Source organism: Rhizobium sp. ZX09 (genome assembly GCF_017357485.1).
GTDB classification, from domain to species: Bacteria; Pseudomonadota; Alphaproteobacteria; order Rhizobiales; family Rhizobiaceae; genus Agrobacterium; species Agrobacterium pusense.
The window spans coordinates 165,320-179,441 of the sequence record NZ_CP031363.1 but is presented as its reverse complement, the minus strand read 5'-3'; the positions used below and the strand labels follow the sequence as shown (position 1 = coordinate 179,441).

Annotated in this window: 13 protein-coding genes; 8 read left to right on the top strand and 5 right to left on the bottom strand. The window is 58.6% G+C overall.

What is annotated here, in order from left to right; genetic code table 11:
* The first annotated feature begins 17 nt into the window (after positions 1-17).
* From hisD to BTN45_RS00825, 7 genes are all read left to right on the top strand, one after another.
* Entirely contained in the window at positions 18-1,316 is a 1,299-nt protein-coding gene (hisD, locus tag BTN45_RS00855) for a histidinol dehydrogenase (RefSeq protein WP_004439919.1), read from the top strand.
* Positions 1,317-1,319: 3 nt separating this feature from the next.
* Positions 1,320-1,793: a UPF0262 family protein gene (locus BTN45_RS00850; RefSeq protein ID WP_004439916.1), complete on the top strand. Its 474-nt coding sequence runs from the start codon at positions 1,320-1,322 to the stop codon at positions 1,791-1,793.
* 2 nt (positions 1,794-1,795) lie between these two features.
* A complete protein-coding gene (locus BTN45_RS00845) occupies positions 1,796-2,284 on the top strand; it encodes a low molecular weight phosphatase family protein (protein ID WP_077986634.1) in 489 nt (162 codons plus the stop codon).
* A 144-nt stretch (positions 2,285-2,428) separates the two neighbouring features.
* Positions 2,429-2,647 (top strand): translation initiation factor IF-1, encoded by a 219-nt coding sequence (gene infA, locus BTN45_RS00840; RefSeq protein WP_003503453.1) that lies wholly within the window; start codon positions 2,429-2,431, stop codon positions 2,645-2,647.
* Positions 2,648-2,678: 31 nt separating this feature from the next.
* Entirely contained in the window at positions 2,679-3,302 is a 624-nt protein-coding gene (locus BTN45_RS00835) for a Maf-like protein (RefSeq protein WP_004439909.1), read from the top strand.
* Between the two features lie 3 nt (positions 3,303-3,305).
* Positions 3,306-3,533 carry a DNA gyrase inhibitor YacG gene (gene yacG, locus BTN45_RS00830; protein WP_004439907.1) on the top strand — a complete coding sequence of 76 codons (228 nt, stop codon included), beginning with the start codon at positions 3,306-3,308 and terminating at the stop codon, positions 3,531-3,533.
* 139 nt (positions 3,534-3,672) lie between these two features.
* On the top strand, positions 3,673-4,509 hold the full coding sequence (locus tag BTN45_RS00825) for a DUF6030 family protein (RefSeq protein WP_173614980.1): 837 nt from the start codon (positions 3,673-3,675) through the stop codon (positions 4,507-4,509).
* Between the two features lie 12 nt (positions 4,510-4,521).
* On the opposite strand, the gene galE is transcribed toward BTN45_RS00825, so the two are convergent.
* From galE to mscL, 3 genes are all read right to left on the bottom strand, one after another.
* Positions 4,522-5,553: a UDP-glucose 4-epimerase GalE gene (gene galE, locus BTN45_RS00820; RefSeq protein WP_004439901.1), complete on the bottom strand. Its 1,032-nt coding sequence runs from the start codon at positions 5,551-5,553 to the stop codon at positions 4,522-4,524.
* Positions 5,554-5,887: 334 nt separating this feature from the next.
* Positions 5,888-7,054 carry a pyridoxal phosphate-dependent aminotransferase gene (locus BTN45_RS00815; RefSeq protein ID WP_207588573.1) on the bottom strand — a complete coding sequence of 389 codons (1,167 nt, stop codon included), beginning with the start codon at positions 7,052-7,054 and terminating at the stop codon, positions 5,888-5,890.
* A gap of 148 nt (positions 7,055-7,202) precedes the next feature.
* On the bottom strand, positions 7,203-7,631 hold the full coding sequence (mscL, locus tag BTN45_RS00810) for a large conductance mechanosensitive channel protein MscL (RefSeq protein WP_004439896.1): 429 nt from the start codon (positions 7,629-7,631) through the stop codon (positions 7,203-7,205).
* A gap of 217 nt (positions 7,632-7,848) precedes the next feature.
* Here mscL and BTN45_RS00805 point away from each other — a divergent pair, with 217 nt between their 5' ends.
* On the top strand, positions 7,849-11,358 hold the full coding sequence (locus BTN45_RS00805; protein WP_207588572.1) for a hybrid sensor histidine kinase/response regulator: 3,510 nt from the start codon (positions 7,849-7,851) through the stop codon (positions 11,356-11,358).
* Between the two features lie 54 nt (positions 11,359-11,412).
* Here the strand turns inward: BTN45_RS00805 and BTN45_RS00800 are convergent, their stop codons facing one another.
* Both BTN45_RS00800 and BTN45_RS00795 read right to left on the bottom strand, forming a co-directional pair.
* On the bottom strand, positions 11,413-13,260 hold the full coding sequence (locus BTN45_RS00800) for a methyl-accepting chemotaxis protein (RefSeq protein WP_207588570.1): 1,848 nt from the start codon (positions 13,258-13,260) through the stop codon (positions 11,413-11,415).
* A 143-nt stretch (positions 13,261-13,403) separates the two neighbouring features.
* Positions 13,404-14,105, bottom strand: a complete 702-nt coding sequence (locus BTN45_RS00795) for a helix-turn-helix transcriptional regulator (protein ID WP_034496317.1) — start codon at positions 14,103-14,105, stop codon at positions 13,404-13,406.
* Positions 14,106-14,122: the final 17 nt, after the last annotated feature.

Here is a 14,122-nt window from a genome sequence, read left to right as displayed (position 1 = left end):
AATGAAAGGGTAATGGCGTGGCAATCTGGCTGGAGCAGGCATCGGCTGATTTCGAACAGAAATTCGCTGCCTTCCTGACAACCAAGAGAGAAGTTTCCGAAGATGTCAATGCGACCGTTCGCGACATCATCAATGATGTACGACATCGCGGCGATGCGGCCCTCGCCCATTACTCCCGGAAATTCGACGGCATCGATTTTGCCGCGGTGCCGATGCGGGTAACGACTGATGAAATCGATGCGGCGATTGCCGCCGTCGACACGAGCGTGATCGAAGCGCTTGAACTCGCAGCCCGGCGTATCGAAAAACACCATGCGCGACAGATGCCGAAGGACGATATTTACGAGGACGATATCGGCGTCGGCCTCGGCTCGCGCTGGACCGCAATCGAGGCCGTGGGCCTTTATGTGCCAGGCGGCACGGCCAGCTATCCAAGCTCAGTGCTGATGAATGCCGTGCCCGCCAAGGTTGCCGGTGTGGAGCGCATCGTCATGGTCGTGCCCGCGAATGGCGGCGCGGTCAATCCGGCCGTTCTGGCTGCCGCGCGTATTGCGGGCGTCGAGGAAATCTATCGCATCGGTGGCGCGCAGGCCGTGGCGGCACTGGCTTATGGCACTGAAACCATCGCGCCGGTCGCCAAGATCGTCGGCCCGGGCAATGCTTATGTGGCGGCCGCCAAGCGTCAGGTCTTCGGCACTGTCGGCATCGACATGATCGCCGGCCCTTCCGAAGTGCTTGTCATCGCCGACAGGGATAACGACCCCGACTGGCTTGCTGCCGATCTTCTGGCGCAGGCGGAGCATGATCGTGGTGCACAATCCATCCTGATCACCGATGATGCCGAGCTCGGCAAGGCGGTGGAAGCAGCCGTCGAGCGGCAGCTGAAGCGTCTCTCGCGTTCCGAAACAGCAGCGGCGAGCTGGGCGGATTTCGGCGCGATCATTCTGGTCGAAAAGCTCACCGATGCCATTCCGTTGGCCAATCGGATCGCCGCCGAACACCTGGAACTTGCCATCGATGACCCGGATGCGCTAATGGCCCACATCCGCAATGCCGGGGCGATTTTTGTCGGGCGCCACACCCCCGAAGTGATCGGCGATTATGTGGGCGGTTCCAACCATGTTCTGCCGACGGCGCGCTCGGCCCGTTTTTCCTCAGGCCTTTCGGTGCTGGACTTCGTCAAGCGCACGTCCATCCTGCGGCTTGGTCCCGAGCAGCTGCGCCAGCTTGCGCCGGCAGCCATCACCCTTGCCCGTTCCGAGGGGCTGGACGCGCATGCGCGCTCCGTCTCCATCCGCCTCAACCCGGAAAGTTAAACGATGGCGTCAGGCGACTTCCGGCTCTGCGACGTGGTACTGGACGACAGCATCGGCCGGTCCACCCCCGACGTGGAGCATGAACGCGCCGTCGCCATTTTCGACCTGATCGAAGAAAATACCTTTGAGCCTGCCGGACATGACGGCGGGCCGTACCGGCTTTATATATCGCTCGTCGATTCCAAACTGGTTTTCTCCATCAAGACCGAGGACGACAGGGATGTCTCCACCCATATCCTGTCGCTGACGCCGTTCCGTCGCATCATCAAGGATTATTTCCTGATCTGCGAAAGCTATTACGAGGCGATCCGCTCTTCCACGCCGAGCCAGATCGAGGCGATCGACATGGGCCGGCGCGGCATCCACAATGACGGGTCGCAGACGCTGATGGACCGGCTGTCCGGCAAGATAAAGGTGGATTTCGACACGGCGCGCCGGCTCTTCACCCTTGTCTGTGTGCTTTATTGGCGGGGTTAGAGATGAGCGATCCTGCCGCAGCGCCAAACGAGGGACGAGCGCCGAAATCGGTCCTGTTCATGTGCGGCATGAATTCCATCCGCTCCCCCATGGCCGAGGTGATCGCCAAACGATTGGTCGCGCCCGGCATCTACATCCAGTCGGCAGGTGTGCGGGCGGGCGAGCGCGACCCCTTCGTGGATGCGGTGCTGGAGGAGCAGGGTTTTTCGCTCGGCAAGCACAAACCGCGTACTCTGGAAGAGATCGAGGATGATTTTTTCGATCTGATCATTACATTAACACCAGAAGCTCATCACGCCGCACTGGAACTGACGCGCTCGAACTCTCTCGATGTGGTCTATTGGCCCACCATGGATCCGACGGTGGTCACTGGCACTCGGGAGCAAATACTCGACGCCTATCGTGAGGTGCGGGACCATCTTGCAAAACTGATTGCCGAACGCCTGCCGAAGCGGCAACAGCCGGTGGCGGATACGCTTTCAAAAGACTGAAAACTGCCTCGGCCTGTTAAAATCGATCGCGATTTTCAAGCCGATGCTTTAGAGGTTCACAAATGTGCCGGGATTGTGTAGTTTCCGCGCAATTTTCCCGGACAGGACACGGTCCGGCACTATCAACAGGAAGAAAACCCTTACATGACAAAAGAAGAAGTCCTTGAATTCCCGGGCATCGTAACCGAATTGCTGCCGAACGCAACATTCCGCGTGAAGCTTGAGAACGACCATGAAATCATCGCCCATACGGCGGGCCGCATGCGCAAGAACCGCATCCGCGTTCTCGCAGGCGACAAGGTTCTGGTCGAAATGACGCCTTACGACCTGACCAAGGGCCGCATCACCTATCGCTTCAAGTAATCCGTTTCCGCATCCTACGCCCGGCAGCGCAATGACGAATTCAAAACAAAAGCTCGTTCTGGCTTCTGGATCGCCGCGGCGTCTGGAGCTGCTGCATCAGATCGGCATCGAGCCGGCTCGCCTGATGCCGATGGATATTGACGAGACGCCCGTCAAGCTCGAGCATCCGCGAACGCTCTGCCGCCGTCTTTCCTTGCAGAAAGCGGAAGCGGCGCAGGCGGCGCTGAAAAACGAGCAGGCCTGGAAGGACGCCTATGTTCTGGGGTCCGACACGGTCGTTGCTGTCGGTCGACGTATCGTGGGCAAGGCCGAATATACGGAAGAGGCTTCAGCGGCCCTGCATCTTCTTTCCGGACGCAGCCATTGGGTCTATACCGGCATCTGCCTCGTAACCCCGGGCGGCAAGATCCGGCAGAAAGTGGCGGAGACCAAGGTACGCTTCAAACGCCTGTCGACCCGTGAGATAGATGCCTATATCGCCTCCGGGCAATGGCGCGGCAAAGCGGGCGCTTATGGTATTCAGGGCATCGCCGGCGCGTTTGTTCAGAAATTGACGGGCTCTTACACCAATGTCGTCGGTCTGCCGCTCTATGAGACCATGTCGCTTCTTGCCGGTGAAGGGTTCGAGGTGACGTCTGGCTGGCTGGAGGGATAGGCTGTGGCAAAATCCTCCACCGAAGGCGCTGGAAACGTTACGCCGCTCCGCAAATCCCAACCGTGCCCGGAATGCGGCCGACCATCGACGCGGGAAGACTACCCGTTCTGCTCGGATCGCTGCCGCTCGCTCGATCTGGCCCGCTGGCTGAACGGTTCCTACGCCATTCCCGTAGCGGATGATGAGAGCAGCGCCGGCGGACGGGATGGTGACAAGAATTCCTCCGACTGAGGACATCCGCCGGACATTCCGGCGGAACCAGATATTTTAGAACTTTTACTCGCAATTGATATTCGCCGGACCGCCAATGGTCCGATAATTCGCTCCAAACCGGCTGATGCCTATAACAGACAGCCAACAAGGTCCCATGATGGACGCAGGCCCGCAAAAGAGAGTCAGTCTCCGCGCGCTGCTTGTTGCGGTGCTCGTCGTCTGTTTCGCCATATCGGCCACGGTTCTGCTCGCCAATGACAAAAAGCATCTGAGAAGCCTGCTCACCTATCTCAATCTGGCGCCCGCTCCTCTTTCCGCCGTACCATCTGCCAGGGCAAAACCCGTCAAACGGCAGAAGCCTGCCGCGAGAACCATTTATCTGCCACCTCACCTGCTGAAATTCGAGCGCAATGGCGCAAGAGCGTCTTTCGCCCGCGATTTCATCATCTCCGGTAAAGACCTTTGCGACCGATTCACGGCCGAAGGCTTCTCCAGCCCGCAAGGCTGGCACCCTAGCCCGGTGAATAACCGCAGCTTCGAATGTATGGCCGATCTGGGCGAGGCAACGACGGCGGACCGGGCTGACGCGGCATCGCTTTTCCTGGAAATCCGCGGCGAGGTTTCCGGGGAAATCCGGTCCGTCAGGCTGAAGGCAGTTGCACCGCAGACATCGGCCGGACGCGCTGTCAACGCGAAGCTTGCGGCAGCACTTGCCATGATTATCGAGCAGACCCGTTGGAGAGATATTGGCTCGGTGCTTGAACCGGCGCAGAAGATGCAACCGTATCAGGCGCGACACTTCGGCATTTCGGCTTCCGTGAAGCCGGAACCCACCGCGCCGCACCGCGTGAATGTGATTTTGCTCGCGACCGAAACTTCGGCCGGACTGAAGCTGACACGCAGCTTCTTCGATCGTGATCGATGGCTTCGCCCAGCCAGCGCGTCAGACCGCCCGACTGACTATCGTTCAGTCAAGAAAAACAGGGCAAGGTGATGCGCAGCCGGTTCATCCTATCGCCGCCAGTTTACGCCGTATTGGAGGAATCATCTCGTTTTTCTGGGCCTGGCGCTTGGCCTCCCATTGCAACGCGGTGCGGACGATGGTCGAAAGATCGTTGAAGCGCGGACGCCAACCAAATTCTGACTGGATCCGTCCCGAATCCGCCACCATGGTGGCGATGTCGCCGGCCCGGCGCGGACAGTGGATGACCGGAAAATCATGTCCGGATTCCCGCTGCACGGCATGCAGGACGTCAAGCACCGAATAACCGACGCCATAACCGCAGTTGAGCGTTCTTGTGCCGCCGCCGGCGCGCAAATGGGCCATGGCCAGCATGTGCGCTTCGATGAGGTCGCTGACATGGATATAGTCGCGAACGCCGGTGCCATCGGCTGTCGGATAATCCGTCCCGTAAACCTCCACGTGATCCCGGCGCCCGGTTGCAGCTTCGCATGCCACCTTTATGAGATTAGCGACGCCTGTTGGCGAAGGTCCGGCGCGACCCTGGGGGTCGGCTCCGGCCACATTGAAGTAACGCAACGCCACGTAGTTGAAGTCATGTGCGCGCACGACATCGCGCAGCATGATTTCAGAAGCGAGTTTCGACAGACCGTAGGGATTTTCGGGGCTGAGGACCGCCGTTTCTGGCACCGGGCCTTCGAAAGGCTGGTTTCCATACACAGCGGCTGTGGAGGAGAAGATGAAATTGCGGATATCATTCCGCACCGCGGCAGCGACAAGCGCGCGGGTGGTGCCGGTGTTGTTTTCGTAATATTCGAGCGGCCGGCTGATGGATTCGGGAACGCTGACGGAGCCGGCGAAATGGAAAATGGTCTCGATCTGATTTTCTTCGAAAATCTGGTCGAGCAACGCGGGATCCGCCGCATCGCCGAGATAAAAACGCGCCGCTGGCGCGACGGCCCAGCGCGATCCGGTCGAAAGCCGATCGACAACGACGACTTCTTCCCCGGCATCGAGCAAAGCCCACACCATGTGGCTTCCTATATAACCGGCCCCACCCGTGACCAGAACAGCCATGACACTACTTCCCTGTTTGCTTTTCTTGAGCTCATCAAAGCCAATAATTCTTCATCATTGATTACTTGCACAGCGAATACCCAGCCAATCTTCCGCCTCTGTGAAAAGGTGGCTTACGATTGGTTAGTGCGATGCAAGGCATTTTATTTATTGTATGAAAATGTTCTCATAGACGGAACGAGGGCGCATTAGCACAAAAAAACCCGCACGTCGATGGCTACGCCGTGGGGTTGTAATTTTCGCGCTTCGGCGTGATGCGTGAAGACGAGCCGGACAGAGGCGTGCCGATGCTATGTAGGCGCCGCGAAAGGGCAGAGATGCCGGCGAGCGAGGCTTACCGACTAAGGATGTAAGAGGCCAGCCTGTCGGCCGCGTCTTCTATCTGCCTGGGGTTGCGCAGGAAGCAGGCGCGGAGGAACAATTCTCCCCCTGGGCCGAAGGCAGTTCCGGGCGCAAGGCCGACGCCGGTCTTATCGACGATATCAATCGCGGTTGCGCGGCTGTCCGTCACTCCATCGATCTTGAGGAAGGCATAAAGAGCGCCATCCGGTTTCAGAGTTTCGACGCGGTTCGTTGCAATCAAGGCGTCACAGAGAATATCGCGTGAGGTCAAAGCGCGCTCGTAATTCTCGCGAATGAAACCATCGCCCTTGTCGAGGGCCGCGACCGCGCCGCGCTGCATGAATTGCGCCACGCCTGACGTGGAATATTGGATAAGGTTTTCGATCACCTGGCCGATGACTGGCGGAGCGACAAGCCAGCCGACCCGCCAGCCGGTCATCGACCAGTTCTTCGAGAAGGAATTGGCGAAGACGATCTTCTCGTCCGGCTCCATCACATCGAGGAAGGACGGCGCGCGGCTGCCGGAATAATGATAAAGCGCATAAATCTCGTCGGCGACGATCCAAAGATCATGTTTGCGGGCAAGCGCCAGAACATCACGGAGATTGTCTGCCGTCGCCGTCCATCCAGTCGGGTTGGAAGGCGTATTGATGAAAAGCGCCTTCGTCTTGCGGGTAATCGCGCTTTCCAGCCTGTCGATATCGAGATCCCAGCGGCCATCACGAAAATCGATGCCGACCGGAACCGCCTTCGCCCCTGCCACACCGATGGCGGCAACGATATTCGGCCATGTGGGTGAAAGATACACCATCTCGTCGCCCGGTGACGTCAATGCCTGAACAGCAAGCACAATCGCCTGCATACCTGAACCGGTCGCATAAAAATGCTCCGGCGGCAGCGACGCCGCGAAATGGCGTTCGTAATAACGGCTCAGCGCCTGGCGCAGTTCTGGAATACCGCGCTGCCAGGTATAGAAGGTCTCGCCATTGTTCAGACCATCGATGGCGGCCTGATTGATGAAGTCGGGGCTTGGCAGATCGCCTTCGCCAACCCACAGCGGCAGGAGGTTGTCCCGCCCCCGGGCATAATTCACGACTTCGACAATACCGCTCTCGGGAGCCGCCAGAGAGCGTGCACTCAGACTGTTCAAAATGGACATTAAAGACACTCCGTTTGGTGCCTTCTTATCGCATCGCACCCGCCATGTGCATGATAATCCGTGAGGCGGCCATGGATTTTCTTTATGGATCATCCCGGCAGGAGATCGCCGGCCGCATGGGCCGGCGGTTAAACCAGATATATCTGGCTCAGCGCGTCTTCAGCAGATCGCGAATTTCGGTAAGGAGCCTCACGTCCTCCGGCGGCGGGGCAGCTGCCGGCTTTTCCTCGACCTTCTTGCGTTCGACGGAATCGCGAAGCTTATTGACGCCCTTCACCATCAAGAAAATGATCCAGGCGAGGATGAGGAAGTTGATGAGAACGGTCAGAAAGTTACCGTAAGCGAAAACGGCGCCCTGCTCGCGGGCTGCGGCGAGCGAGGTGGCATTGACGTTAGAGCTCAGTGGCAGGAAGTAGTTCGAGAAGTCGAACCCGCCGAAGATTGCGCCGACGATAGGCATGATAAGATCGTTGACGACGGAGTCGACGATCTTGCTGAAAGCGGCACCGATAATAACACCCACGGCAAGGTCCATGACATTGCCGCGGGCAATGAAGGTTTTAAATTCGTTAAGCATTCAGATTGTCCCTCTCGTGCTTCGCGAGCTGAAGCTATGTGACTGTCCCTACACCTTCAACCATACAGATTCCCTTACACTTTTGGAATTCGTCAAGATTGCATTTATCGGGTTTTTTGCGCGCTGATCTTGAACTTTATGATCAGACCGCGCTCATTCTCAATGGCGCGGATTTCGCCTATGCTTGATATCAGGAAACTCTTGCATGGGAGGATGCGTGCTTCCTGGGTGGATCATATTCGGTTCGGCTTTCGCCTATATCCTGCTGCTGTTTGCTGTTGCGAGCTACGGGGACAGGAAGAGCCGTAAGAGAAACGCGCCGAAAAAGGGGCGTCCGTTCGTTTATGCGCTCAGCCTTGCGATCTATTGCACCTCCTGGACCTATTTCGGTGGTGTTGGGCTTGCAGCCGACAAGGGACTGGAATTTCTTGGCATCTATACCGGGCCTATCCTTGCCTTCACCCTTGGCATGCCAATCATCCGACGCATCGTTGAGCTTGCCAAAACGGAAAAACTGACCTCGGTTGCAGACTTCATTGCCGCCCGTTATGGCAAGAATTCCACCGTGGCGATGATTGTCGCCATCATCGCGCTCGTCGGCGCCATTCCCTATATCGCGCTGCAGCTGAAAGCGGTTTCCAGCTCGGTGGCGACGATGGTCGACCCCGGTGATTATGGCATCGGCAGCGGCAACCTCTACTTCCTCGATCTGCCGCTTGTTGTCACCATTGTCATGGCGGGCTTCGCCGTCATGTTCGGCACCCGCCACACGGATGCAACCGAACATCAGGACGGGCTCATACTGGCGATCTCGATGGAATCGCTGGTCAAGCTCGTCGCCATGTGCACCGTCGGCTTCTATGTGCTCTTCGTGCTCTTCGATGGTCCCGCGCATCTATGGCAGCTCGCCTCCGCCAATGAACAGGCGATGCAGGCCATCTCCTATCACACGCCCGTCAGCCGCTGGATCGTCATGACCCTGCTTTCCGGCTTCGCCATCATCCTGCTGCCGCGTCAGTTCCATGTCACAGTCGTGGAAAACCGGACGCCGGAAGAGTTGCGCATGGCGGGGTTCCTGCTACCGCTCTATCTCATCGCCATCAACATCTTCGTACTGCCGATCGCTCTTGCCGGCATTCTGACGCTCGGCGCCAATGGCGACGCCGATCTCTACGTGCTGCAATTGCCGCTCAACCATCAGATGCCGGTCGTGTCCCTGATCACCTTCATCGGCGGTTTTTCGGCCGCGACCGCGATGGTGATCGTCGCGTCGGTCGCGCTGTCGATCATGATTTCCAATGACATTGTCATGCCGATCTTCCTGCGACAGAAGCTGTTGAATCGCTCACCGCACCGGGACAACTTCGCCAAGACCCTGCTCAACATCCGCAGAACGGCGATCTTTGCCGTTATGCTGCTGGGTTATGGTTATTATCGCGCCGCCGACAGCGCCACGGGTCTTGCCTCCATCGGCCTGCTGGCCTTCGCTGCAATTGCCCAGATGGCCCCTGCCCTTTTCGGCGGCCTCTTCTGGCGGCGGGCCAATGCGCGCGGCGCAATCGCGGGGTTGAGTTCCGGCTTCTTCGTCTGGGCCTATCTGCTTTTCCTGCCGAGCTTCGGCGGGCCTGACAATTCCGAGGTTGCGGCGAATATTCTCGGCTTCCTGTTTTCCGGCAGCACCGTGTTCAACGGGCCTGAAGCCGATCCATTCGTGAATGCAGTCATTCTCAGTCTTCTCGTCAACAGCATGGCGTTTGTGCTCGGCTCGCTTTCGCGCAATCCAAGACCGGTAGAACGCATTCAGTCCGGCATCTTCGTCAAGCGTCATTCAAAATCGCAATTCGCCACCCGCGGCTGGAAAACGCGTGTCAGCGTCGGCGATCTGAAAAGCGCGATCGCCCGCTATCTCGGCGAGGAGCGCATGCTCCGTTCATTGGCCACCTATGAAAAAACGGCCGGCAGAAAGCTGAATGACGACCAGCCGGCGGACATGGCGCTGATTCACTTCTCCGAACAGTTACTCGGCAGCGCCATCGGCTCTTCCTCCGCCCGCCTGGTGCTCTCGATCATTCTGCAGAAGGCGGAAGACACCAGCGCAGACACGGCGTGGCTGCTCGACCAGGCAAGCGAAGCGCTGCAGTATAATCAGGACATGTTGCAGACGGCGCTGGCGCAGATGGACCAGGGTATCGCTGTTTTCGATAGCTCCCAGCAGCTGACGATCTGGAACCGGCGCTTTCGCACTCTTCTGGACCTGCCCGAGCAGTTCGGCCAGGTGGGCGTACCACTAACCGACATCGTCTCCATGCTGCAGGAACGAGGCGACATGCCGGCCGGTGATACGGAACAGTTGATCACCAGCTTTCTGACCATGGACCTGCCATTCCCTCTGGTGCTGGCGGGCGGCGAACGCATCATCGAGGTGCGCTCCAACACGATGCCGGACAAGGGCATTGTCGCAACCTTCACCGACATTACCCAGAGGGTGGCAAGCGATCAGGCGCTGAAACAGGCGAATGAAACGCTGGAACAGCGCGTGGTGGAGCGGACCGCCGAACTGACCCGCGTCAACCGCGCGCTGGCTGAGGCGAGAGCGGCAGCCGACGAGGCGAACATCGGCAAGACGCGGTTTTTCGCCGCCGCCGGCCACGATATTCTCCAGCCACTGAATGCCGCCCGTCTCTATTCATCCTCGCTGGTCGAACGGCTCGGAGAATCGGGAGAAAGCGAACTCGTACAGAATATCGACTCGGCGCTGGAATCGGTCGAGACCATCCTTGGCGCGGTGCTCGATATTTCCCGTCTGGACACCGGCTCGATGAAGGCGCGCATGACATCCGTTCCGCTGAACGACTTGCTGAAGCGGATCGAGACCGATTTTGCGCCGATGGCGCAGGAGAAGAACCTCGACCTCGTGGTCATGCCGACTTCGCTGACGGTACGGTCTGATCCCAACCTCCTGCGGCGTCTGATACAGAACCTGGTTTCCAACGCCATCAAATACACGTTGAAGGGCAAAGTGGTTGTCGGCGCGCGCCGCCGGGGCGGCGAAGTGGTCATTCAGGTGACGGACTCCGGCATAGGCATACCCGCCTCCAAGTTCCGCACGGTCTTCAAAGAATTCGCCCGGCTGGACGAAGGTGCAAAAACGGCCTCGGGGCTCGGCCTTGGTCTTTCCATAGTCGACCGGTTGTCGCGCATGCTGCACCATCCGGTTCAATTGAGTTCCACGCCGGGCAAGGGCACGACCTTCCGTATTCACCTCATGCGTGAGGAAGATCGTGTCGCACCCGCGAAGTCGGGCGGCGCCATCGCCAATCCTGCTGCCAGCGATCGCCTCCAGGGCGTGCGGGTGCTGTGCATCGACAACGAGCCAAAAATCCTTGAGGGCATGACGCTGTTGCTGACGGGATGGGGCTGCGACGTTTTACCAGCGGGATCCGTGGCGGCGCTGGAAGAACCATTTCTTTCTCTGACCGCAGCACCCGACGTCATCGTCGCTGATTATCATCTTGATGATGGCGATGGCATCAGCGCCATCCGCCTCATCAGGACATTTTATGGCAAAACGATCCCGGCTCTGCTGGTAACGGCAGATCGTAGCCCGGAAGTGCGCAGCGATGCCGAAAAATACGGAATTGCCGTCCAGCACAAGCCGGTGAAACCGGCGGCGCTGCGCGTCTATATCAACCAGATATCCAGTACCGTGCGGGCAGCGGCCGAGTAAAAACTCCCGGACCTTGCGATCCGGGAGCGGTATCTATCTTCAAAAACCGGCGTATCAGGCCGCTTGATTGTACCGGTCTCGGCCTGTCGCCGAGCCCTGCTCCATCTGGAACCGCTGCACGAGTTCGAGAAGCGCTTTTACTTCACCGGACAGTATCATGCTGGCCGCGCTTGACTGTTCGGCAAGCGCCGCGTTCTGCTGGGTCATCTGGTCCATCTGGTTGACGGAACTGTTGACGTTGTGAAGTGCGGAAGACTGATCCTGCGTTGCCGTCGCAATGGTTTCGACATGCTGGCTGACGGTAACGATCTGCTGGCTGATGGCGGAAAGAACCGTGCCCGCCTCCTGCACCAGCTTCGACCCGGAACTGACCTCATGCGTCGACTGGTTGATGAGCTGCTTGATCTCGCGGGCTGCGTCGGCGGAGCGCTGTGCAAGCTCGCGCACTTCCTGCGCCACGACGGCGAAGCCCTTGCCGGCCTCACCAGCACGTGCGGCCTCGATACCGGCATTGAGCGCCAGAAGATTGGTCTGGAAAGCAATGTCGTCGATGACCTCGATGATCTGTTCGATCTTGCGCGAGGCATCTTCGATGCGGCCCATGGCGTCGACGGCATTGCTGACGACCGAACCGGAGCTGTCGGCGTTCTGCTTGGTAATGCGAACGGCCTCATTGGCCTCGCGCGCCCTTTCAGCCGATGACTTGACGGTAGCGGTGATTTCCTCGACAGCGGCAGCGGTTTCCTCCAGCGAGGCGGCCTGGTTTTCGGTACGCTTCGACAGATCGACCGAAGATTGCTCGATTTCGATACCGCTGTGCTGAATGATGAGCGTGCGCTCCCGGATCTGGCCCAGCGCATCCCGCAGGTTGAGCAGGGAACTGTTGAAGTCCGTGCGCAGCCGGTCGAGGCGACCCGAGAAGGGCGTATCAATCGTACGGCTGAGATCGCCACGCGATAGCCTGCCGAGACCGGACGCAATCTCGTCGACCGCGAATTCGATCTGGCCGTCCAGCTCCCGTTTCTCGGCGTCATTGCGGTAACGTTCGGACTCGGCCGCAGCACGTTCCTCGGCGCTCTTGCCCTCAATCGCCAGTTTCTCAAGTGCATTTTCGCGGAAAATCACCAAAGCGCGTGCAATGTTGCCAAACTCATTGGTGTTGGTGGCATAGGGGATCGGTGTATCGAGATTGCCGTCCGAAAGGGACTTCACTGCATCGGTCAGCTTGCCCAGGGGCTGAAGCGTACGCTTGATGAGGAAATAGGCGAGCAAGCCGACGCCAAGCATGGCGAGCCCGCCACAGATCAGCATCATGTCGCGCAGGCTGTATATCTGCGCATCGTAGACATCCATGGGAACACCCACGAACAGAATGCCGACGGTTGCGCCGGTTTTGTTCGTAACGGGCATATAACCCGTCATGTAGCTGGTGCCGAACAGCGTCGCGGTGCCAAAATAGGATTCACCCTTGGAGACTTTTTCGAAAGCGGGATGATCGGTCGCAAGCTTGGTTCCTGCTGCTCTCTCGCCCTTTTCGTTCTTCAGATTGGTGGTCATGCGAATGAATTCGCCGCCTCTGGCTTCAAAAACAGTGGAGATGCCACCGTTTCCGGCTGCGGTGCGGTCGACGAGATCATTATCGCGCATCGTTCCGATGCTGGCGCGGCCCACGCTCTTGAGGTCGCCATCCACCAATTCGAGGGCAACACCACCAACTTTCAGTTCGTAAAGGATCGCCATGCTGCGCATTGCGCTGTGCGTATCACGCAGCGCGGTGGTGATGATGTTGTCCTTCAAGCGAAGGTAAGTCGAAAAACCAACCGCCGCCACGCTGAGCGCGATCAGACCGATCGTCAAAGCCACGACCTTGCCAGCAACGGACTTAAAGAGCCGGTTGTGCATGAAACAGTTCCCCAAAGCCAAACTTATAAAAGTTCTAGTTGGCAACTGTTAAAAAACCGCGAAGCGCCGATGGCGCCTTTTAGGAGGGTGCGGAAGCTAAGCGAGCCTTCTGCCCGCACAAGGGGACCGGAGAACCCGTCCCATCAATGGATGTAACCGAGCCTGATAGCCTTGGCGATCGCCTGGATGCGGTTAACGGAATCGAGTTTGATCGTCGCCGAACCGAGATAGGCATTGACGGTGTGGACGGAAAGGCCGAGCTTGACCGCAATTTCTTCGCTGATACGGCCATCCCCCGCCAGTTGCAGGCAGGCGATTTCCCTCTCGCTCAACGCTTCCGAGGGCGCCGCCTTGCGCTCGTCCAGCGCCAGCATATCGACCATGATCTCGCAGCACTTGATGTGCTGTTCGATCACCACTTCATTGTCGAGAACGAGATTGGTGCCGCAGAAGACGATATAGCCGTTACCGATGGTGCCGAGGCGCACCGGTAGCGCCAGACCCGCATAGGGCAACGTATCGTTCTCGATCCGGCGCAGAAGTGCAGGCACATCGGGAAGATCGGCGAAGCCGCCGGCGTTCTTGTTGCGCCAGATGACCGGCAAAAGCGACGTCTCGATGTGATCGAGAAGAATATCGCCGACAGCGCGAATGAACTGCGTGCTCTGCTCCGCGGCATTCATGCCCCAGTTTTCCAGCTCGCAGGTCAGCTTCTTCTTGTTGGGGAAACCGGAAGCGGCCGCCTTCGTCACCACGAAATTGCGCGCGCCGACCAGCTTCTGCATGGCGACAAGCTTCGGAAACAGATCCGACCGGCTCGTCACGACAGGGCTGCGGTAAAACATGCCCGTTTGACCAGTAC

Bases quoted from the DNA above. Each gene is read 5' to 3' on its own strand.
- BTN45_RS00850 (WP_004439916.1), top strand. From the start codon at position 1,320: ATGGCGTCAGGCGACTTCCGGCTCTGCGACGTGGTACTGGACGACAGC.
- BTN45_RS00845 (WP_077986634.1), top strand. From the start codon at position 1,796: ATGAGCGATCCTGCCGCAGCGCCAAACGAGGGACGAGCGCCGAAATCG.
- infA (WP_003503453.1), top strand. From the start codon at position 2,429: ATGACAAAAGAAGAAGTCCTTGAATTCCCGGGCATCGTAACCGAATTG.
- BTN45_RS00835 (WP_004439909.1), top strand. From the start codon at position 2,679: ATGACGAATTCAAAACAAAAGCTCGTTCTGGCTTCTGGATCGCCGCGG.
- BTN45_RS00825 (WP_173614980.1), top strand. From the start codon at position 3,673: ATGGACGCAGGCCCGCAAAAGAGAGTCAGTCTCCGCGCGCTGCTTGTT.
- galE (WP_004439901.1), bottom strand. From the start codon at position 5,553: ATGGCTGTTCTGGTCACGGGTGGGGCCGGTTATATAGGAAGCCACATG.
- BTN45_RS00815 (WP_207588573.1), bottom strand. From the start codon at position 7,054: ATGTCCATTTTGAACAGTCTGAGTGCACGCTCTCTGGCGGCTCCCGAG.
- mscL (WP_004439896.1), bottom strand. From the start codon at position 7,631: ATGCTTAACGAATTTAAAACCTTCATTGCCCGCGGCAATGTCATGGAC.
- BTN45_RS00800 (WP_207588570.1), bottom strand. From the start codon at position 13,260: ATGCACAACCGGCTCTTTAAGTCCGTTGCTGGCAAGGTCGTGGCTTTG.
- BTN45_RS00795 (WP_034496317.1), bottom strand. From the start codon at position 14,105: ATGTTTTACCGCAGCCCTGTCGTGACGAGCCGGTCGGATCTGTTTCCG.